Genomic DNA, 19654 nt, shown 5'->3' with positions numbered 1-19654 from the left:
GACATCCACTCGCCAAAGTGCAAAAAAAGGATTCATACACAAAACTGTGCGTGAATCCTTTACTCTTTTTATGTCGCCTAATCGGAACGGAAATCAACCCTCTTTTTGCCGAAGAGCTTACTTTATTTAATGAATTTCATTGCCATAATAGTTTTTCAACAACATAAAAGGAAGCAACCATAAACACGGTGCTTCCTTTTGTTATGTTACTTATTGAATTAATTCATCAACATTTACATATGGTAAACCTTGCGAATCTGCAACAGCCTTGTAAACAAGATGTCCATCAATAGTATTAACACCTAGTTTCAATGCAGCGTTTTCAACACATGCTTGTCTATAACCCTTATTAGCAATTTGAAGTGCATAAGGAATTGTATTATTTGTTAAAGCAATTGTTGATGTACGTGGAACAGCTCCTGGCATATTCGCTACTGCATAATGCACAACTCCATGTTTTACATAAGTTGGATTATCATGTGTCGTCACTCGATCAGATGACTCAAAAATACCACCTTGGTCAATAGCAATATCGACTACTACTGAGCCTGGTTGCATTGACTGAATCATTTCCTCAGAAACTAGCTTTGGTGCTTTCGCTCCAGGGATTAAAACAGCTCCAACTACTAAATCTGAGTTTTTCACTGATTCTGCAATATTATAAGGATTGGACATTAATGTTTGAACATCACGGCCAAATAAATCTTCTAATTGACGTAAACGCTCTGGGCTTAAATCAATAACCGTTACATCAGCACCCATTCCGACAGCTATTTTCGCCGCATTTGTTCCAGCTATACCGCCACCGATCACTGTAACTTTACCACGTGGTACACCTGATACGCCGCCTAGTAAAATACCTTTACCTTCATGGTTTTTCTCTAAGAATTGTGCACCAATTTGCGTTGCCATTTTACCAGCAACTTCACTCATTGGTGTCAAAAGCGGTAAAGAACCATTTGTTAATTGCACAGTTTCATAAGCAATGCCTACAACTTTTTTATTTAAAAGTGCCTGCGTTAATTCAAGCTCTGGCGCTAAATGTAAATAAGTAAATAAGATTTGACCTTCATAGAAGTAATCGTATTCTGACGCTACAGGTTCTTTTACTTTCATAATCATTTCTTGCGCCCATGCTTCTTTTGCCGTATCAACAATATGAGCGCCTGCAGCAACGTAGTCTGCATCTGTAAAGCTTGAGCCTAAACCTGCTCCAGTTTCAATGAACACTTCATGACCTGAATTTGTTAATGTAACAACCCCTGCTGGTGTCATAGCTACACGATTTTCATTGTTTTTAATCTCTTTTGGAATACCAATCTTCATCTTCCCTATCCCCTTCCATTACCTAAAAAATAAGCACATTTTGTTACATACTCTTCGATGTATTGATGCACCCCTTGCATTTCCATATTACCAAACATAAACAAAAAATGCTTTAATTAAAATAATAATAGATAAAATTAATAATATTTTTATAATGCTAAATATTCAAACTAATAAAGTGGTAATTTTCCGACAATTACCTTTCTTCCAGGATGACATTTATTAAAACATATGCCTTTTATTAGTTGATAGGCGTGAAGGTTGTACAGCTCCTTGGAGTTCGCAGCACCTTAGTAGAATGTTAATCCCCTATGTTATGATGATAAACAGAATCACTGTAAACGTCTTCATTTTTTCACATTTTTTCTTCCGGAAAGTATTTCCTTTAGAAAATCATTTGGTATAATCAACATATACAAATCAGGGAGGTAATACAAATGGCTAATAAATATAAAAGCATTGTAGTTGCAGTAGACGGTTCGAAGGAAGCTGAATACGCTTTCCGTAAATCAATTGACGTAGCAAAACGTAACGATGGTGCTGTATTAAATTTAGTAAATGTTATTGATACACGTTCTTTCGCTGCTATTGAAGCATATGACCGTTCGATTGCAGAGCGTGCTCAAGCATTCTCTGAAGAGCTACTAAATGGTTATAAAAAGCAAGCTGAAGAAGAAGGCTTAACAAATATTAACCTTGTAATTGAATATGGCTCACCAAAAAATATCATTACAAAAGAGCTTTCTAAAATTGTAGACGCAGACTTAATCATCTGTGGTGCAACTGGTCTAAATGCAGTAGAACGCTTCCTAATCGGTTCAGTATCTGAAGCGATTGTACGTTCAGCTAAATGTGACGTACTTGTTATCCGCACACCTGAAAATTAATTTTGTATTACATAAAAGGTATCCAATATTGGATACCTTTTTCTTGTTGTATTAAAGTTCTTATTAAATAAGTATGGCTCTCTGGGAAACTCATGGTGAAAATCAACAGTTGTTCATCGATACATTAAACCAAAAGGTATCCAATTTCGGATACCTTTTTTACTTATTTTCCTTCTTGCCACATCTTCACTTTTTCAAAGAACATAGCTAGAGCTTGTTTATTTTGCATATTTGGTACTTTTGCTAATAGCACCTCTTTTGGCGCTTTGAAATCCTTACCTTGCTTTTGTAAAATGACAATGCTCTTTTCTAGTGCTTTATTGGCGAACATTGTATCTGGCAATTGAATAATTGCTTGAATCCAAGCATGCTTTTGAATGTATTTATGCAGTTGTTTCGATTGCTCAGATTCAAAGAGATGCGTTGGTGCAAGGAAAAATAAATAGCCTCCATCCTTCGTATAGTTAATGGATTGCTCAATAAATAAATGATGCGCATAGCTCAATCCTTCTGAAGGGCACAGCTCATAGTCTAATGCGATATCTTCATTCGGATAATATCCCACTGGTAAATCACAAACAATAGCATCTGCAGGACTTACTAATAAATCTTGTAACGCATCTTGACGGTATAAAGAAGCAGGCTGCTCTGTCAAATCAGCTGTAGCAGCAGCTATACGAATAAGTAGTTCATCAACCTCTACACCTGTTGCCTCTATTTTCTCGTCTAATAAGTTCATAACTGTTAAGAGTAAATTCCCTGTACCTACTGCTGGATCTAAAATCGAAATTTTTTCGGTTTTTAGACGATCTGCAAATAGTTGCTCCACAAAATAACCAACTAATAATCCAAGAGTATCTGGTGTCATCTGATGATTCGGCTGAGAGCCTTTTCGCATTCCCTTTAAAACAGCAATTTGAATCGCTTTGCGCACATCTTCCTTTGTAGCACCTTCTTGTGAAAAATCAACTTCCCCATCTAGCCATGCCTCTAAGCCATCTAGAATACCCTCTAGCAATGTAATATTATGTTCTTTTTCTATCTTTTCAGCATGTTCATTTAGCATACCAAATATCTTCTCGATGTTTTCCATACAACAACTTCCTTTCACGCAGAAAAGAGCCGTGACAAAAACTGTCACAGCCCCTTTGTCTAGTAATATCTTAGCCTAAAATCAATAAATTATGCTAGTGCTTTGACAGCTGCAATTGCCGCTTCATAGTTTGGATGGTCTGTTGCTTCTGGAACATACTCCACATATGTCACTTTGTCATTTGCATCCACAACAAATACTGCACGTGTTAGAAGACGTAACTCTTGAATATAGACACCATATGCTTCACCAAATGACAGGTCACGGTGATCTGAAACTGTTTGTACAGCATCAATACCCGCTGCACCACACCAACGTTTTTGAGCGAATGGAAGGTCAACAGATACTGTATAGATTACTACATTATCACCTAAGCCAGCTGCTGCTTCATTAAAACGACGTGTTTGCGCATCGCATACACCAGTATCCAATGATGGTACCACGCTAAATAAACGAATTTTCCCCTCTGAATCTTTTAATGTAACAGGTGACAGGTCATTCGCTAATATAGTGAAATCTGGTGCTTGATCTCCAACCTTTACTTCGTTCCCTACAAGTGTTACTGGACCATTTTTAAATGTTACTTGTGCCATGTAAACGCCTCCTAATCATCATATGTACTTAATATTACTAAATGGAGGGAATTAATTGCAACTGAGACAGCTTATCAAAAATAGTTTTGAAAAATCTTTCACACCTATTCAGCCATGTTTATTTAACGTTGCACCTTTTTCCAAGTTCATCACCATAATGCAGGGGTGATTTCCCAACTAACTAATGATGAATCACCCGAAATAAAGAGCTGTCTCTGCAATGAGACAGCTCTAGCCATTATTCTTCGTTTTTTTCGTCTAGCTTTTCAGGTTCTGTTTTTTCCTCTAGAGATACAGGTTCAGTCTTTTCCTCTTTGATTGGCAAAGGAGGTTCCACAATATTTTTTTCTATATATATTTTTTCATGAACGACTGTTGTATCCGCGAAGTAATCGTGTAACCCTTGATTGTTCGGTAAGATGCCTACAAGAATATAAAGAGGCATAAAAACGGTGTTGATGATGCGCCCGATCCAATCACGGAATAATACGTCTGACCAAGATAGATTCTCATGCTTTAATGAAATAACACGTAATCCAAATATCATTTTCCCTAATGTTTGCCCAAAAAACCTCGTCATTAATACGAAATAACTGTAGTAGAGAATAGCGGATATAATCGACATCGGTGCATACCACACTTTTTCAGATAATGACCAATCCATTAAATAAAAAATTGGGTTAACGAAAATTCCACCTACTGCTGAAATAATTAATCCGTCTATTATAAATGCCCAAAAACGTATCCAAAAGCCTGCCGTTTTTAATGCATAAAGCTTATTCGTAATTGGCTCATCCATTAGGTGAGCATTCTCCATAGAGGGTGACCCTTGCATAACAATTTCATTGTTTGTCATTGTACTCCCTCCTTAGTATTCGCCATATAAGTACATCATTTTAGGTGCTTTATAGTCTGCCATAATTTTCATCAGCATTTTTTCCTCTGCTGATGGACCAAATATGGATCCAACTTTCATCCCAACATATGATTTCCAGCCACCCTCATCATATGAATACTCGAATAATTCTGCGTCCTCTAAACCAAAGTCTTTACGCAATGCAGTAATTGTTGCTTCCTCATCACCAATCTCATCAACTAAGCCTGCTTCAAGGGCCTTCTTACCACTAAGAATTCGACCATCGGCCACTTTTTTCACATCTGGTTCAGACATATTTCGTCCATTTGCAACAATACTAACGAATTCTTGATACGTTTCATTAATCATGTCTTGCATCATAGCACGCTCTTCCGGTGTCACTTCACGCATTGGACTAAGCATATCCTTATGTTCACCAGATTTAAACGTTTCATATTTCACACCAACTTTTTCTGCTAACGCCTGATAATTAATAGATTGCATAATGACACCAATCGAACCTGTAATTGTATCACGTTGCGCAAAAATTTTATCTGCAGGTGCTGAAATATAATAACCACCTGAAGCTGCCATCGAATCCATAGATACATAGATTGGAATTTGTCGCTCTTCTTTAATTTTCAACAGCTTTTTATATATTTCTGCTGATTCCTTGACACCGCCACCTGGTGTATTAACACTTAAGACGATACCTTCCACAGTCTCATCATATAAAATACTATCTAATTGATTTAAGAAAAATTGATGATCATAAGTAATTGTTTCCCATAATGTACTTGATCCAACATCTTGAATAGTACCATCAACCTTTAAATATGCAATACGTTTATCCATATTGCCGCTTTCTTTTACCTCTTCTATTACCGACAAGTCATCTCCAGCAACCAAGCTATCAAAACCGCTAAAGAAATCTGATTTAAATATTGCAAAAATAATGTTCATTCCTAATGAAAACACTAATAGCACACCTGCAATTATTAAAGCAGCCCACCTTTTACCATTCATATTTTTCTGCCTCCTCATGAATATCCTAATTTGTTTCATACTTATTGCAATAATATGGCTTATCTCCATATTACGAAGTTGGTCTCCAACACTTTGCAAAAGCTTTAACTTATTCAACCTATAATACATTACCTAATATTTTAAAAAAAATCAAAGTTCATAAAAAAGCAGGAACTTTGATTTTCGACATTATTTCCTAGGAAATTAATGATGAATGACAGAATGGATTTTTTCTTGCTCTCGTAATTCGACACGTCGAATTTTGCCTGATGAGGTCTTTGGCAGCTCAGTAACAAACTCAATCGCACGAGGATATTTATATGGGGCTGTTAAAGTTTTTACATGGCTTTGTAATTTTTTTATAAGTGTTTCATTACCAACTTCTCCTTCACAGAGCACAACAAACGCCTTCACGAGATTTCCACGAATCTCATCTGGACTTGCAACAACGGCAGTTTCTTTCACTGCAGGATGCTTCAACAACGCATCTTCTACCTCAAATGGGCCAATCGTATACCCAGACGAAATAATGACATCATCCCCACGTCCTTCAAACCAAAAATAACCATCATTATCTTTGTATGCACGATCTCCGGTAATATACCAATCGCCTCTAAATTGTAAATTTGTCCGTTCTGGATCGTTTAAATATTTTTTAAATAACGCGGGCGTTTCACAGTGTACAGCAATATCTCCAATTTCCCCAACCGCAACAGGATTTCCAATATCATTTATAATTTCAACAGTATTACCCGGAGTAGGTTTGCCCATTGATCCCATTCTAGACTCCATCCCTACCATTGTACCAACAAGTAATGTATTCTCTGTTTGTCCATAGCCATCTCGTACTTGTAAATTATAAACTTCGGAAAATACTTTTATCACTTCACTATTTAAAGGTTCACCCGCTGACACAGCCTGACGTATTGTACTTACATTAAAATCTTGTAAATTTTCAAGACTCGCCATAAATCGATATTCGGTTGGTGTGCAACATAAAATATTAATATTGAATTTTTCAATCAGTGTAAAGTAAGTTGCCGCATCAAAATGACCTTTGTAAACAAATGCTGTTGCACCACTTCCTAAAGTAGCGAGGAACGGACTCCAAATCCATTTTTGCCAGCCTGGAGCTGCTGTTGCCCAAACAATGTCACCCTCTTGAACACCTAACCAATTTGGAGCAGTAGTTCGCAAGTGTGCGTAACCCCAGCTATGTGTATGTACCGCTGCCTTTGGATTGCCTGTTGTACCACTTGTATATGCTAAAAATGCAATGTCTGTACTCTTAGTCGGAGTAGAGCTTATATAAGATGTTGGTTGGCTATGCATTTTTTCAAGCAACGGTTGCCAAGGTTCATGTGCATGACCAATGACAAATTGCTTTATTGCTTGTAAATTTTCCACACTATCAAATTGTTCAATATAAGGCTCAAATGCAACAACTCCTTTTGCATCGGCATGATTGATTCGATATTCAATATCTTTAGTTCTCAGCATTTCTGAACTAGGTATAATAGTTAAACCTACCTTCAAAGCTGCAATATACACGATATACGCTTCCACTGATCTCGGTACCATGACTAAAATAACATCGCCTTTTATTAAACCTTGGGAGGTAAATACATGTGCTGCCTGATTCGCCTTTTCAAGTAAAGTTGTATATGTTAAGTACTGAATTCCCTCGTCTTCGCTATAAACTAATAATGCATTTTTGGTAGGATCCTGTGCATACTTTTCAATTTCCTCTGAAATGTTATACCATTCTGGTGCGATTAAATCTTCTCTTTTCATGGCAGTTGCCCCCTTTTGTTACGCCCATTATAAAACTCAATTTTTATCATTTTCAATGGAATTCACTCTAATTCATTAAAGTCGTGACAACTATCATGCTCCGCTATATGGCATCAGTCACGTATTGCTTCTATTCATTTCAAATTGGCGTAATTGTCGCTTTCGCACAAAATTGCTGAATGATAATAAAAAAACTCCCTATTGAACGCGAATGAATAATATGGTACATTTTGGTCAACTAAAAGCATAATTGCAGGGGGACTCATCTAGAGTTGAGAAGGTAAAACCTGACCCTTTGAACCTGTTAGTTAATACTGACGTAGGGAGCAATTCACATCGACTTACTGATGAAAGGCTCTTTTACGTGTTTTTTGCACGAAAAAGGGCCTTTTTTGCACGCTTACGTCCATCCAACGAGGAGGACTTAAATTGATATTCAAAACGATCCGTAAACAAAATCCACTTATTCATTGCATAACGAATTATGTTGTTGCTAATTTCCAAGCAAATGGCTTATTAGCAATAGGCGCTTCTCCAGTCATGGCTGATGACTGTCATGAGGTTGAAGAAATGGTCACAATCGCCTCAGGCTTATTGATCAATATTGGGACCCTTAATGAGCGAATGAAAGAATCCATGTTACTTGCAGGGAAAAAAGCAAATGTTCTTGGCATTCCGGTTGTTTTAGATCCTGTTGCAGCAGGTGCAACGACTTACCGGAAACAAACGGTACAGCAATTATTGGCGGAAATAAAATTTGCGGCAATTCGCTGTAATATCGGAGAGCTTGCAGCAATTGCGAATGTAGACTGGCAACAAAAAGGCGTAGATAGTGGTAATGGTTCTATTTCTTTAGAGCTAGAGGCACAGAAAATAGCTCAACGTTTCAATTGTATTGTTATTGTGACCGGTGAAAAGGATTTTATTACTGACGGCAAACATCAGCAATGGGTTACGGGTGGAAATTCGCAAATGACAGAAGTTACTGGAACAGGTTGCTTATTGAGTGCACTATGTTGTGCCTCCATCACAGCAGGAGATCAACCATTTGACCAATTATTAGAAACATTATCGCTTTATAAAAAACTAGCAGAAAAAGCCGCTTCTTCTACTCGACTCATTGGCGATTTTCAAATTGCTGTATTGAATGAACTACATCGCCTTTCAAAGGAAGGTGAAGAATAATGCATATTGTAACGACAATTGCCGGTTCAGATAGTGGCGGCGGTGCAGGTATACAAGCTGATTTAAAAACATTCCAGGAATTAAAAGTATTTGGAACGTCTGTCATTACAGCTTTAACGGCTCAGAATACTTTGGGTGTATCGGATGTTTTACCAATTGAAGTGAGCTTTGTTGAAAAACAACTGAAAGCGCTAATCGAGGATTTTTCAATTAGTGCTATTAAAACAGGAATGTTGTTTTCCTCCGACATCATCCAATCAATTGCACATATTTTAGCCGAAGTAAATATTCCACTTATTGTAGATCCTGTTATGATTGCAAAAGGTGGCGAGAGCTTATTACAGCAAGAAGCAATTGAGGCATTACGAAATTATTTGCTACCTTTAGCAACAATTGTAACACCAAACATTCCTGAGGCCGAAACCCTTTCTGGAAGAAAAATTAATTCTACAGCAGATATTAAAGAAGTAGCCCAGATCTTATTACAGACAGGTGTTCAATGCGTCGTTATGAAGGGCGGTCATTTAGAGGATAAATGTCATGCTACTGATTATGTATTTTTAAAAGATGGGCGATCATTTTCTATGCAATCTACTCGTATTGCAACAAAAAACACGCATGGTACAGGCTGTACATTTTCTGCTGCATTAACTGCTTTTCTTGGTCTTGGGCTACCTATAGAAAAGGCAATAGAGGAAGCTAAAAATTTTATTCAATTAGCAATAACTCATGATTTATCTATTGGGAATGGCCATGGTCCAACAAATCATTTTGCTTATCAACAGTATAAGGAATCCTGCGAGGTGATTATTCATGAATCGTGACGATTTACAGCTATATTTTATTATGGGTACAGGTAATGTTTTCAATCAGGAGCCAATAATCGTATTAGAAAAAGCTCTCCAATCCGGAATTACTATGTTTCAATACCGTGAAAAAGGGCCAAATACCCTTACTGGACTAGCTTATGAAAATTTTGCTCGTAAATGTCAAAAGCTATGTCAACAGTATCATGTTCCGTTTATTATTAATGATGATGTAGAGCTAGCTATAAAACTTAGAGCAGATGGTGTTCATATTGGCCAAGATGATTTCCCTGTGTCAATGGTACGCGGAAAGATTGGCAACATGATACTAGGTGTTTCTGTTCATTCACAAGCGGAATTAAAAACTGCTTTACAATATGGTGCTGACTATGTAGGAATAGGCCCAATTTTTTCAACTACTTCTAAAAGTGACGCCAAACCGCCTAGTGGAACTGAATTTTTACAGCAAGTTCGCGGACAATATCCAGAGCTACCTATCGTTGCAATTGGAGGTATAAACTGTTCGAATGCACATACGGTATTTAATGCAGGTTCAGACGGAATAGCAGTTATTTCCGCAATTTGCGAAAGTGAGGATATTTCGAATACAGTCTCTACATTTAAAGCATTTGTAGGATAAATTCAAACTTTAATTAGTGTGCGTCTTTCAATTGGTTTTTAAATTACTTGGGATAAAAAATAAACATTTTAAACAAACTAAAACCAGTGCCTTTTACGGTCACTGGTTTTAATTTTAATAATTGCTAATTAAGCAATTATTGGTTGTTCGGCATGCCTTTTAATTGAGATTCTGCCATTTGTACAAGACGTTTAGTGATTTCACCGCCAACGGAACCGTTAGCACGAGCTGAAGCGTCAGCTCCTAATTGAACACCAAATTCTTGTGCAATTTCGTATTTCATTTGATCAAGTGCGCGCTCTACACCAGGTACAGCAAGTTGATTTGAACTGCGGTTGTTGTTGTTTGCCATGTGTTTCTCACCTCCTTGTGAATATAGAATGTGCGATTTTAAATTTTTAATACAAAAATATTTTAGGTAAATTGTACCTCAGAAGGAAATGGACTAAAAAACCGACTCAAAATGTACTTTTGAGTCGGCTCTTATGAATTCGCAAGTTTCTTCTATAGAAGATCCGCAAATTTATCGGCTTCTTGTTCTTTTTTCGGGAAAATGTAAACTTCACGGTTTTTCACTGCTCGTTCGATGAGTTCATCAAAATCCGAGAAGCTTTCGTAATGCTCAACCTTTTCAAGCTTTGGCTTTGTTTTTGGACTTGCAGGAGTAAAAATTGTACAGCAGTCTTCAAATGGCTGAATAGACGTTTCGTATGTGCCAATTTTCTCTGCAATATCGATAATTTCTAATTTATCTGATGAGATTAATGGACGTAAAATCGGTGTGTTCGTTACTGCATTAATAGCTGTTAGGCTTTCAAGAGTTTGACTCGCTACTTGCCCAAGACTTTCACCTGTAACAATAGCTAGTGCGCCAATGTCTTCACGTACTTTGTCAGCAACTTTTAGCATCATACGACGAGTAGTTGTCATCGATACATTAGATGGTACTTTTTCTTTAATAAGAACTTGAATTTCAGTGAAAGGAATAACGTGTAAACGTATACTCGCACCGAATTTCGTTAATTCATTAGCAAGTACCTTTACTTTTTCCAATGAATTTTGGCTTGTGTATGGTGGGCTAAAGAAGTGTATCGCTTCTAAGCGCACTCCTCGTTTCATCATTAAATAACCGGCAACTGGACTATCGATACCACCTGAAAGCATTAATAAAGATTTACCATTCGAGCCTACAGGCATACCACCTGCACCCGGAATAACTTGTGCCATCATATATGTTGCATCATGACGCACCTCTACACGAAGTTCGATATCAGGCTTCTTCACCTTTACTGATAAATTTTGATATTGTGGTAATACATGACCACCAATTTCGCGTTGAATGGCATGTGATTCTAACGGGAATGTTTTATCTGTGCGCTTTACTTCTACTTTAAATGTAAGCTGCTCATTTTTAAATGTATCCATAATTGTTATGGCAAGTTTTTTCATGGCTTCGATATCTTTTTCACATGCAGCCACAGGACTAAATGATTGAATACCAAAAATTTTAGGTAAACCTTTTAATAGTACGTCCATTTGTGCTTCATCTTGAATAGCTATAAACATACGATCACGCTCTGTGCGAATGTGTAAATGTCCTAAATCCGCAAACGCATGACGAATGTTCTCTCGTAAACGACGAATAAAATCCATCTTGTTGCGGCCTTTTGTAGAAAGCTCTCCATATCGAATTAAAATTTCTTTCCAAATCATTTTTAAAATTCTCCTTTAAGTTCCGTCAATACTTCATCTAATACTTGTTTAAACTTTACAATATCTTCATTTGTTACATGCGCGCCAAAACTTATACGAATAACACCATTTTTAAAATGCTCATCGATTTTTAGAGCTTCAACAACATGACTTGTTTTTGTCTGTTTCGATGAACATGCGCTCGATGTCGATACAATTACATTGCGTTTTTGCAATGCATTGATAATGACTTCACCTTTTAAGTCGCGAATACTAAAAGATAAAATATGTGCTGCTCCTTTTGGTGTTGATAAAATATGCACTTCATCTCCATATCCACGTAATTGAGTGCATATTTCTTCATACCATTGACGATACTTTTTGGCACGGTCATTCATCGTCTCTATCGCTATTCGTGCTGCTTTTGACAAGGCTACAGCTTGCGGTACAGCTACTGTTCCGCTACGTAAACCAAATTCCTGCCCTCCTCCAAGTGCATACGGTTGCCATTTCATTTTTTTACGGAATGCAAGTACACCTGAACCTTTAAAGCCATGAATTTTATGACCAGAAATCGAAATACAGTCTGGACCCTTGTCATCGTTAAATGATATCGGCAACTTCCCGAAGCTTTGTATAGCGTCAACGTGAAAAGCTGCACGACTCGATTCATGAATAATTTTTGCAGCTTCAAAAATCGGTTGGATTGCGCCCATTTCATTATTTACATGCATCATACTGACTAAAATGGTATCCTTCCGCACTTTTGTGCGAAGCTCCTCTAAAGAAATAACTCCGTTTTCATCTACTTGTAAGTATTCCACATCAAAACCGTCTTGCTCAAGTTGCTTCACAGATTCTAGGACAGATGGATGTTCAATTTCAGTTGTTAAAATATGGTTTCCTTTATGTGTGTTGCTACGTGCTAAACCAAATATTGCCGTGTTATTGGATTCAGTACCACCTGATGTAAATAGCACATTTTTTGCTTCTGTATGCAAAATATCTGCTACTTGCTCACGTGCACGCATTAATAATTCGTTTGATTCAACACCCATTGCATGAATGGAAGCAGGATTGGCATAATACTGCTCATTCACTACCATAAATGCTTGCATAACCTCTTTTATAGGTTTAGTTGTTGCACTGTTGTCTAAATAAATTGTATTAACTTCCATTATATTCACACACTTTCAAAACGTTGATTTAACGGTATTTATCATAACGCAATCTTCAGCGATTGACTACTAACTTTAACAATTATCCTAATTTTATCACTTAATTGTTTACTTTTAATGTGAAAAACCACCCTTTATAGAGTGGCATCTTAAAGACTTGCTATGAACGTTTCTAACTAAAATTAAGCAAAAAAAAATTGATTTCTGTATTGTTAGGCTCATCACCATAATGTGTAGTGATTTCCGTTACGACTGGGCGCTTTCCTGGGGCGTTCGATGAGCCGCTTCGCTGCAGGGTCTCGGGCCAACAGATGTCTTTTGCGCGAAAGCGTGAGTTAAACGTAGCGGCAGCGGCAACAGCACGATGTTGGTCACGAAGGCGTTATCACAGGATGTGATGGTTTTAGCCTTCGTTCCTCTATCGCTAATCTCCGAGGAGTCGCCCAGTCGTAACTAACGAAGATCAACTTATACACATAGCATACGTTTTTTTAATGTCATCCTCTACTTACAGTAAAAGCTAACGCTGCTATATTTACCTATTTTGTAAGCCAAATTCACACTAGTAGTTCAAGAAAGAAAAACAATCCTAAAAATATTTCTTAATTGACTAGTTGATTCATTAAACTTTCTTCATCGTTATAAATTCAGTTGAAGCAGTGAAATCCATAACTTTATTAAAGCCTAATTTTTCATATAGGTGAATGGCTCTTGTATTAAAGGTAGCTACTGTTAAACGAAGAGGACCATTTTTTTCTTGTTGTAGGTTTTGTAGATGATTTAAAACAAATGAAAAAAACTCTGCACCATAACCTTTTCCTGTTAACTCGGGCTTCATTCCTATTCCAATATCAATGCATTCGTCTATATATGCACCATAGTCATGTCCTTTAGGTACTTGTGCAGATGTTCCTGTACAGAAAAAACCGACTAGCTCTTCTTGTTCATTGACAATAGAATAATACGGACTTTCAAGAAATTCTTTTAGAGATTCGTCGCAAAGTTCATTGTTGTAAAAATCATATGGTTCTTCATATTTCCAATTTAATATATCAGTCGCATGCATTTCATTCATGTCCCGACTATAAAATTGCATGTTGAACACCTCTATTTTTCATCATTCCCGCCTCAATTGATGTTCCATAGCGAGGGCTGATTTTCGTTCCGGCTGGGCGCTTACTTCACATCTTAATAAAAAGCTGTCTAAAAAGTAATAACTATACCTTTTAGACAGCTGCTGTAATTTCTTATTATACTTGACTATTTTGACATTGTTTCTTCTGCCACAAGTTCTTGAATTCGCTTTAAAGCACCTGGCTCCATTTCTTCAACTGCTGTTCCAGCCTCTTCTAATGCTTTGGAATAACGGAATTGATTGAAAGATCCTTCTGCTTCTTTTAAACGAGAATTCAACTTTGGATTTGTTGCACGATGACGATTACCGTATTGAATAATGCGCTCAATCAGCATTACATTTTCAATTAATTCATGCGACTTCGCTTTTACATCTTCTACACAAAGTGTCGCGGCATTTAAATTATTATGAACTGTTCCCATGTTGAGAGGCACCTCTTGCAGGCTTTGCATAACTAAATAAATATGCTCTGCTGCCTCATCTAGACGGGCATCCATCTCTTCAGGGATACCCGGAATATTAGCCTTATTCAATAGACGATCTGTTTCTTGTAATGTTTTCTTTAAGCTTTCTACTTGCATGCGAGCCTTATTTTCATCAATTCGTAGCTTCTTCATCGTATTTGACAAATGACCTTGCTCCTCATGAATCCGTTCTAGCTCATCGCTAATTTCAATCAATTCTTCTTGCAAACTTGAATATGCAGATTTTTCCTCTCTAACACGCATCGCCAATAAGTCATAGCGACGTTGTAAAGCTTCTAATTGCTTTAATGCAGCTTTTGGAATTTCAGCATCTTTTTCATTTAAGCGATAACTTTGCTGCACAAAGGCTGCTTCATCACTTACTAATTTTGTTGAACTAATAACATTGGTGATTGAACTTAATAAACGATCACAATTTTGGTCAACATAATTTTTAGCAATAACCTCTTTTTCAAGAAGATCATAAAAATGATCAATTTCTTCATTTATATCTGTAACACGTGGTTTAACAACATTTAAGTTAAGCTCTGCTAATTCACTTTTTAATGTTACAAATTCTTCTTCATATTTATTAAGCTCTTCCGTTAGCTCTAAATGTTGTAAATAATAGGATTGATCTTCCATTTCACGTTGGCCACTTCGTAATTCCTGTACCGCTCCTGGAAGCTTTACTTGCAATTCAGTCAAAATTGTTGGGACATCATTAATGTATTCAAATGTTTGTTGTGACTCTTGGTTCAAGCCAATAACAATTTCCCTCGCCTGCAAATAATTCCCTTCGCTCGTAAGCACATCGAATTCCTCAAACTTTTGAACAAACGTCTCCAGTTTTTTCTCCAGAGCAGGTAATGCTACCCCAAATGAATGTTGGTGCGCTAACAATGTTTTACGTGCAGAGCGATAGTATTCTTTTAATTGTTCAATTTCAATACGATTTTTTTCTTCGCTGCCAATTAATTCATTTAGTTCTTCTAAGATTTTATCTTTATCTTGCTCACACTTTTTAATGTAATCTTCTATCTCACGTTCAATTAATGTTGCTTTATTAAAACGAAGTCTATTGATTTGATCCTCTGCATCAAATAAAAGTGAATCAATTTTTGTCATATGTACATCGATGACTTCATCCCAACTATTACGCCATCGTTCAAACATTTCTTCCGTTTCACCGTTCATGTTTAAAGATTTAACTTTTGAAATTTCCTCATTTATGGGATTGTTTTGTATTTGTGATTTTTCATTTTCAAGTTTAGCAATGATTGTTGTATGTTTTCGTCGCATCATAAATCCTACTATCGCTAAAATTAATAGTAGGATAACTGGAATGATGATATACTCCATCGTAAGCCTCCTATTCTACAATAAACGAATTGGCTAGTTGTATTTATTATATACTATGTTATCGCCTTTTGTACTAAAATTTGAGTGTTTTTTGTGTAATTACGCCTTTTAAGAATAACAATAACTTAATTTTTGAACAATATGCGCAAATATAAGTGTATTATCCAAAATATAAAGGAGTGGTATTTATGAAATGTGACGGCCATGTTCATAGCCCATATTGTCCACATGGTACCTCTGATTCATTTAAGCAGTATATAGAAAAAGCAATCTCTCATGATTTCACAGATATTAGCTTTACAGAACATGCACCATTACCATCGAATTTTGTAGACCCTACACCACAGCAAGACAGTGGTATGAATCCAGAATTGTTAATGTCTTATTTTGAAGATTTACAACGCCTTCAAAAAGAGTACGCACAAGACATTCGCATACATATAGGTCTAGAGGTCGACTATATCCAAGGCTTTGAACAAGAAACTCGTCAATTTCTTGATACATACGGACACTTTTTAGATGACTCTATTTTATCAGTTCATTTTTTACAATGGGACAATACCTTTGAATGCATAGACTTTTCTCCAGAAAGTTTTATGGCTTTTTCAAAGAAAGTCGGCTCTATTGAACAAGTGTATAATTTATATTACGATACCGTCCTACAATCCATTAAAGCAGATTTAGGACAATACAAGCCTAAGCGCATTGGGCACCCTTCACTTATTCACAAATTCCAATTAGCACATACGGAGAAGATTGACGATTCTGCGCAGATTCGAAAAGTTTTAGATGTAATGAAGGAAGAAGGCTATGAGCTAGATTTAAATAGCGCTGGATTAAGTAAAACATATTGTCAGGAAACTTATCCACCATTTTCCTTCATAGATTATAGTAAATCTATTGGGCTTCCAGTTGTTTTCGGTTCAGATGCTCATACTGTTGCTGATTTGCATCAACACTATAATGTTATATATCCAAAAAAATAACTTTCAAACGAGGTGCTTTTATGTTTACTCAAATCAATTATGAAGGGCCAATCGCCGAGCAATATACTACGTTGGCCAAACAATTAAATGCCCTACTTACAGGAGAAAGTGATCGCATTGCTAATTTAAGTAACGCCTCTGCATTACTAAATCAGTTTCTACCGAACATTAACTGGGTTGGTTTTTATGTATTACAAGGAGAGCAACTTGTATTAGGGCCATTCCAAGGCTTACCTGCATGCGTCAGAATACCAATTGGACGTGGTGTATGTGGAACAGCAGTAAGTAAAGCAGAAACAATGGTCGTAAAAGACGTACACGAATTCCCTGGTCATATTGCTTGCGACGCCGCTTCCCAATCCGAAATCGTGATTCCCTTGAAAAAAGAAGGAGAAGTCATCGGTGTTCTTGATATCGATAGTCCAATCGTTAATCGCTTTTCTAAGGAAGATCAAGAGGGATTGGAGCCATTCGTAGAAACCTTACTTTCCCATTTATAAAAAAAATACCCTGAAATGATTTATTATCATTTCAGGGTATTTCATTGTAAAAAGTTGACTGACATTTTATTTCGTGAAGTCGATTTTTCATTCTGAGCACTTTCCTTGTGGCGTCCGATGAGCCACGATTCTAAAAAGAGTTGTTCACCCTCCACCGAGATGTCATCCCTAAATTTAAGAGCAAGTTATTAATTTATTTGATACGGTCGATCATGCATACAAAATCGATTTTTACCACTATTTTTCGCTTCATATAGCGCTGTATCTGCATGTAGGAAAACAGATTGGAACGCTGGACGATACAATTCATCCCATGTTATGAGACCTGCTGAAATTGTCACTCGAGGATCTGTTGTATTTGGAATTACTGCAACAATTTCTTCAGCCAATTCAATTGCTTCTTTCTCATCAATATTCGGAACATACACAGACATTTCCTCTCCACCCCAACGTGCACAAATACCACGAGCTCCAATCATTTGTTTTAACTGCACCGCAATTTGCATAAGAATCTTATCACCAATTTGATGACCATACGTATCATTCACACGTTTGAAATTATCTATGTCAATGAGTAGGAACATCCCTGATTGATCATTAATAAGTGACTTTTCTACATACTTGTCTAAATAACTTCTTGCATACAGTTTTGTTAAATGGTCTAAATCTACCATTTCTTGGAGTTGATGTCGTAATATTGAGTTTGCAATTGCTAAAGAAGAGTGATGAATTAATGATTGCATTAGCTTAAAGCTATCAAACGAAAAGAAATATGGCTCCTTGTGTAACACAATACTAAAGCCATTAATTTTTTCTTCCATTAAAATCGGGATTGCCATAATTGAACGATATTCAATATGAGTAGGGGTTAAACGGCTGAAATCTGCAATAAATAGTGGATCGTTGGTACTTTTAAAATGTTGTTCAACATGTTTTATAAATGTTTGACCCTTTTCTGTATTAAATAAGGCCGTACTAGCATCCGTCACTTCAAATGTGTCATTATGTTTAAAAGCGAAACAAACTTCCATTGGTTGAAATGATTTCATTAACTGCTTTTGAAGGAAAAGTAACATTTCATTAATGCCTATCCTCATATTTAAACGATGCGATGTTTCATTGATGAGTTGCAAATCACTCACAAGGCGATGTGACTGATGATATAATTTTGCATTTTCGAGCGCATTTCCTGATGTTTGCGCTAGCATTCGTACAAAATCTTTTTCAGTCGTCGAAAAAAGATACGTTGTAGGTGCGCTTACTTGTAAAATGCCATAAATAGCTTGTCTTCCTTTAATAGGGGCGTTTAAAACTCGGCAATTCAAATCGCTAGCAAGCTCCGTCGTCAGCTCTCCTGAGACAAAAGCCTCAATAGTCGCAGGCCTTTCAGATAAGTAATCAAAAAGCTTAATATCGATAGTCGTATGGCGGTCTTGATCATTCGATAGTATAAGCTCCACATTAAATTCGGGGAAATTATCCTTAATATTTTTTAAGACGTTTTCTAAAATTAAATCAATATCCATTGTTGAATGAAATAAATCTGTCATATTATACAATTTTCTATATTGATCTTCATTCACTTTCACTTCATAATTTTCTCTCATCAACTGAAGAACTTTGGTAAGCGTTTCTATACTTTCTTCCCCGTAAGTAGAAGTCATAAAGTCTGTCCAAGCATCTGTTGCCTCTACTAGTAGCACACCTATTGGATTTTTGCCTTCTACTTGGAAAAGAACCATATCTGTCATTTTCGAATAGGCTTCTTTTTCTTTTAATATATAAGGGATTTTTACCATTTTCTGTTGATAAAAACTAGCTTCAATCATTAACCATGACACAGCATTTAGTTTCGTTTCAATTGTCAAAGTAGCCATCTCTTCTACAGGTATTAAAGAATTACCTTCAAAAACGAGGAATGTCACATTCACAATTCCAAAATGCTTCTTTAGACACTGTTCCAATGGGTGAAAATACTCATTTAAACCAGTTTGTTCTTTAGAACTCACCCAAATGCTCAAAACATCTGATTTTATATATTTTAGCGTTTGTAAATGGTCTGTCATGAAATCACCTTTTCTATATAACGTACAAATCAATTACTATTAACTTATTGTATATTATACATAAT

At 36.5% G+C, this 19654-nt stretch carries 18 protein-coding genes and 1 riboswitch; of the genes, 6 read left to right on the top strand and 12 right to left on the bottom strand.

Annotation, left to right across the window (positions count from 1 at the left end; genetic code table 11):
- Window positions 1-210: 210 nt before the first annotated feature.
- Complete coding sequence (ald, locus tag ABE34_RS22575) at window positions 211-1326, bottom strand: alanine dehydrogenase (protein ID WP_197144683.1); 1116 nt, start codon at window positions 1324-1326, stop codon at window positions 211-213.
- 437 nt (window positions 1327-1763) lie between these two features.
- On the opposite strand from ald, the gene ABE34_RS22570 reads away from it, so the two are divergent.
- Entirely contained in the window at window positions 1764-2213 is a 450-nt protein-coding gene (locus ABE34_RS22570) for a universal stress protein (RefSeq protein ID WP_079561606.1), read from the top strand.
- Window positions 2214-2376: 163 nt separating this feature from the next.
- Here ABE34_RS22570 and ABE34_RS22565 read toward each other — a convergent pair whose 3' ends face one another.
- The 5 genes from ABE34_RS22565 to mbcS all read right to left on the bottom strand — a co-directional run bounded on the left by ABE34_RS22565 (window position 2377) and on the right by mbcS (window position 7575).
- Window positions 2377-3306 carry a class I SAM-dependent methyltransferase gene (locus ABE34_RS22565; RefSeq protein WP_197144682.1) on the bottom strand — a complete coding sequence of 310 codons (930 nt, stop codon included), beginning with the start codon at window positions 3304-3306 and terminating at the stop codon, window positions 2377-2379.
- Window positions 3307-3395: 89 nt separating this feature from the next.
- Entirely contained in the window at window positions 3396-3899 is a 504-nt protein-coding gene (tpx, locus tag ABE34_RS22560; protein WP_197144681.1) for a thiol peroxidase, read from the bottom strand.
- Between the two features lie 238 nt (window positions 3900-4137).
- Window positions 4138-4755: an RDD family protein gene (locus tag ABE34_RS22555; RefSeq protein ID WP_197144680.1), complete on the bottom strand. Its 618-nt coding sequence runs from the start codon at window positions 4753-4755 to the stop codon at window positions 4138-4140.
- A gap of 12 nt (window positions 4756-4767) precedes the next feature.
- Complete coding sequence (gene sppA, locus ABE34_RS22550; RefSeq protein ID WP_197144679.1) at window positions 4768-5781, bottom strand: signal peptide peptidase SppA; 1014 nt, start codon at window positions 5779-5781, stop codon at window positions 4768-4770.
- 204 nt (window positions 5782-5985) lie between these two features.
- A complete protein-coding gene (gene mbcS / locus ABE34_RS22545; protein ID WP_197144678.1) occupies window positions 5986-7575 on the bottom strand; it encodes an acyl-CoA synthetase MbcS in 1590 nt (529 codons plus the stop codon).
- A gap of 244 nt (window positions 7576-7819) precedes the next feature.
- A riboswitch (TPP riboswitch) is annotated at window positions 7820-7918 on the top strand.
- 86 nt (window positions 7919-8004) lie between these two features.
- On the opposite strand from mbcS, the gene thiM reads away from it, so the two are divergent.
- From thiM to thiE, 3 genes are read left to right on the top strand one after another with little or no spacing between them, the layout of a single operon-like run.
- A complete protein-coding gene (gene thiM / locus ABE34_RS22540; RefSeq protein ID WP_197144677.1) occupies window positions 8005-8760 on the top strand; it encodes a hydroxyethylthiazole kinase in 756 nt (251 codons plus the stop codon).
- On the top strand, window positions 8760-9584 hold the full coding sequence (thiD, locus tag ABE34_RS22535; protein WP_197144676.1) for a bifunctional hydroxymethylpyrimidine kinase/phosphomethylpyrimidine kinase: 825 nt from the start codon (window positions 8760-8762) through the stop codon (window positions 9582-9584). The genes thiM and thiD overlap by 1 nt, the downstream gene beginning before the upstream one ends.
- The gene (gene thiE / locus ABE34_RS22530) at window positions 9574-10206 is read left to right on the top strand and encodes a thiamine phosphate synthase (protein ID WP_197144675.1); all 633 of its coding nucleotides are present in this window, start codon (window positions 9574-9576) and stop codon (window positions 10204-10206) included. Before thiD ends, thiE begins: the two co-directional genes overlap by 11 nt.
- 136 nt (window positions 10207-10342) lie before the next feature.
- Here the strand turns inward: thiE and ABE34_RS22525 are convergent, their stop codons facing one another.
- From ABE34_RS22525 to ezrA, 5 genes are all read right to left on the bottom strand, one after another.
- Window positions 10343-10558, bottom strand: coding sequence for an alpha/beta-type small acid-soluble spore protein (locus tag ABE34_RS22525; RefSeq protein WP_079561613.1), 216 nt, complete (start codon window positions 10556-10558; stop codon window positions 10343-10345).
- Window positions 10559-10710: 152 nt separating this feature from the next.
- Window positions 10711-11919, bottom strand: coding sequence for a tRNA uracil 4-sulfurtransferase ThiI (gene thiI / locus ABE34_RS22520; protein ID WP_197144674.1), 1209 nt, complete (start codon window positions 11917-11919; stop codon window positions 10711-10713).
- A gap of 2 nt (window positions 11920-11921) precedes the next feature.
- Entirely contained in the window at window positions 11922-13076 is a 1155-nt protein-coding gene (locus ABE34_RS22515) for a cysteine desulfurase family protein (RefSeq protein WP_197144673.1), read from the bottom strand.
- Window positions 13077-13698: 622 nt separating this feature from the next.
- The gene (locus ABE34_RS22510) at window positions 13699-14172 is read right to left on the bottom strand and encodes a GNAT family N-acetyltransferase (RefSeq protein ID WP_197144672.1); all 474 of its coding nucleotides are present in this window, start codon (window positions 14170-14172) and stop codon (window positions 13699-13701) included.
- A 164-nt stretch (window positions 14173-14336) separates the two neighbouring features.
- On the bottom strand, window positions 14337-16037 hold the full coding sequence (ezrA, locus tag ABE34_RS22505) for a septation ring formation regulator EzrA (RefSeq protein WP_197144671.1): 1701 nt from the start codon (window positions 16035-16037) through the stop codon (window positions 14337-14339).
- A 188-nt stretch (window positions 16038-16225) separates the two neighbouring features.
- Here ezrA and hisJ point away from each other — a divergent pair, with 188 nt between their 5' ends.
- Window positions 16226-17023 (top strand): histidinol-phosphatase HisJ, encoded by a 798-nt coding sequence (gene hisJ / locus ABE34_RS22500; protein ID WP_197144670.1) that lies wholly within the window; start codon window positions 16226-16228, stop codon window positions 17021-17023.
- Between the two features lie 20 nt (window positions 17024-17043).
- A complete protein-coding gene (locus ABE34_RS22495) occupies window positions 17044-17523 on the top strand; it encodes a GAF domain-containing protein (RefSeq protein WP_197144669.1) in 480 nt (159 codons plus the stop codon).
- A gap of 188 nt (window positions 17524-17711) precedes the next feature.
- Here ABE34_RS22495 and ABE34_RS22490 read toward each other — a convergent pair whose 3' ends face one another.
- Window positions 17712-19589 carry a sensor domain-containing diguanylate cyclase gene (locus ABE34_RS22490; protein WP_197144668.1) on the bottom strand — a complete coding sequence of 626 codons (1878 nt, stop codon included), beginning with the start codon at window positions 19587-19589 and terminating at the stop codon, window positions 17712-17714.
- Window positions 19590-19654: the final 65 nt, after the last annotated feature.

This window comes from Lysinibacillus sphaericus (assembly GCF_015844675.1).
Taxonomy (GTDB): domain Bacteria; phylum Bacillota; class Bacilli; order Bacillales_A; family Planococcaceae; genus Lysinibacillus; species Lysinibacillus sphaericus_E.
This window is presented reverse-complemented; position numbering and strand designations above follow the sequence as displayed.

Coding starts and splice junctions, on each gene's coding strand:
- thiD (WP_197144676.1), top strand. CDS start 8,760: ATGCATATTGTAACGACAATTGCCGGTTCAGATAGTGGCGGCGGTGCA.
- ABE34_RS22490 (WP_197144668.1), bottom strand. CDS start 19,589: ATGACAGACCATTTACAAACGCTAAAATATATAAAATCAGATGTTTTG.
- ABE34_RS22510 (WP_197144672.1), bottom strand. CDS start 14,172: ATGCAATTTTATAGTCGGGACATGAATGAAATGCATGCGACTGATATA.
- ABE34_RS22555 (WP_197144680.1), bottom strand. CDS start 4,755: ATGACAAACAATGAAATTGTTATGCAAGGGTCACCCTCTATGGAGAAT.
- ABE34_RS22525 (WP_079561613.1), bottom strand. CDS start 10,558: ATGGCAAACAACAACAACCGCAGTTCAAATCAACTTGCTGTACCTGGT.
- mbcS (WP_197144678.1), bottom strand. CDS start 7,575: ATGAAAAGAGAAGATTTAATCGCACCAGAATGGTATAACATTTCAGAG.
- ald (WP_197144683.1), bottom strand. CDS start 1,326: ATGAAGATTGGTATTCCAAAAGAGATTAAAAACAATGAAAATCGTGTA.
- ABE34_RS22515 (WP_197144673.1), bottom strand. CDS start 13,076: ATGGAAGTTAATACAATTTATTTAGACAACAGTGCAACAACTAAACCT.
- thiI (WP_197144674.1), bottom strand. CDS start 11,919: ATGATTTGGAAAGAAATTTTAATTCGATATGGAGAGCTTTCTACAAAA.
- ezrA (WP_197144671.1), bottom strand. CDS start 16,037: ATGGAGTATATCATCATTCCAGTTATCCTACTATTAATTTTAGCGATA.
- tpx (WP_197144681.1), bottom strand. CDS start 3,899: ATGGCACAAGTAACATTTAAAAATGGTCCAGTAACACTTGTAGGGAAC.
- ABE34_RS22565 (WP_197144682.1), bottom strand. CDS start 3,306: ATGGAAAACATCGAGAAGATATTTGGTATGCTAAATGAACATGCTGAA.
- ABE34_RS22495 (WP_197144669.1), top strand. CDS start 17,044: ATGTTTACTCAAATCAATTATGAAGGGCCAATCGCCGAGCAATATACT.
- hisJ (WP_197144670.1), top strand. CDS start 16,226: ATGAAATGTGACGGCCATGTTCATAGCCCATATTGTCCACATGGTACC.
- sppA (WP_197144679.1), bottom strand. CDS start 5,781: ATGAATGGTAAAAGGTGGGCTGCTTTAATAATTGCAGGTGTGCTATTA.
- ABE34_RS22570 (WP_079561606.1), top strand. CDS start 1,764: ATGGCTAATAAATATAAAAGCATTGTAGTTGCAGTAGACGGTTCGAAG.
- thiE (WP_197144675.1), top strand. CDS start 9,574: ATGAATCGTGACGATTTACAGCTATATTTTATTATGGGTACAGGTAAT.